This window comes from Natrinema versiforme JCM 10478, from assembly GCF_000337195.1.
Lineage (GTDB): Archaea > Halobacteriota > Halobacteria > Halobacteriales > Natrialbaceae > Natrinema > Natrinema versiforme.
On record NZ_AOID01000068.1, the window covers coordinates 1 to 455 of the forward strand.

At 56.7% G+C, this 455-nt stretch carries 1 pseudogene; it reads left to right on the plus strand.

Going from position 1 to position 455, the window contains the following annotated elements:
- A pseudogene (locus C489_RS20535) lies at positions 1 to 455 on the plus strand (transposase); the annotation flags it as partial.

The following is a 455-nucleotide window of genomic DNA, read 5'->3' on the forward strand; positions in this document are numbered from 1 at the left end:
GTATCGACTACGGCACGCGGATGAACCGGCGCTTGCACCATCTCCCGTTTCGTGCCCTTCAATTCTATACGTCGTACAAGGCGTCGTTCGCAGGCATCCCGACTGCGTGGATTAACCCCGAATACACGAGCCAGCGGTGTCAGATGTGCGGGCATACGGAACGGGCGAACCGCAACAAGAAGCGGTTCAAGTGTCAATCGTGTTCCCATCAAGACCACAGCGACCGTGGTGCAAGCGTTAATATCGCTGTGAAAGGCATGAAGAAACTCGATTGGAATGTGCCTGCTCTCAACAGCCTTCCCGTTGTTCGGAAGGTGTTGTTCGAAAGACGGAGTCTTTCGTGATCACGAAAATCTTCGATTTTCGGACGACGACGGCAGGCATCGGGGGCTGTGGACGCCCCGGCCGTGACCCACCCGACCGTCCGAGGTTATCAGGCCGATGGTCGGATGGGA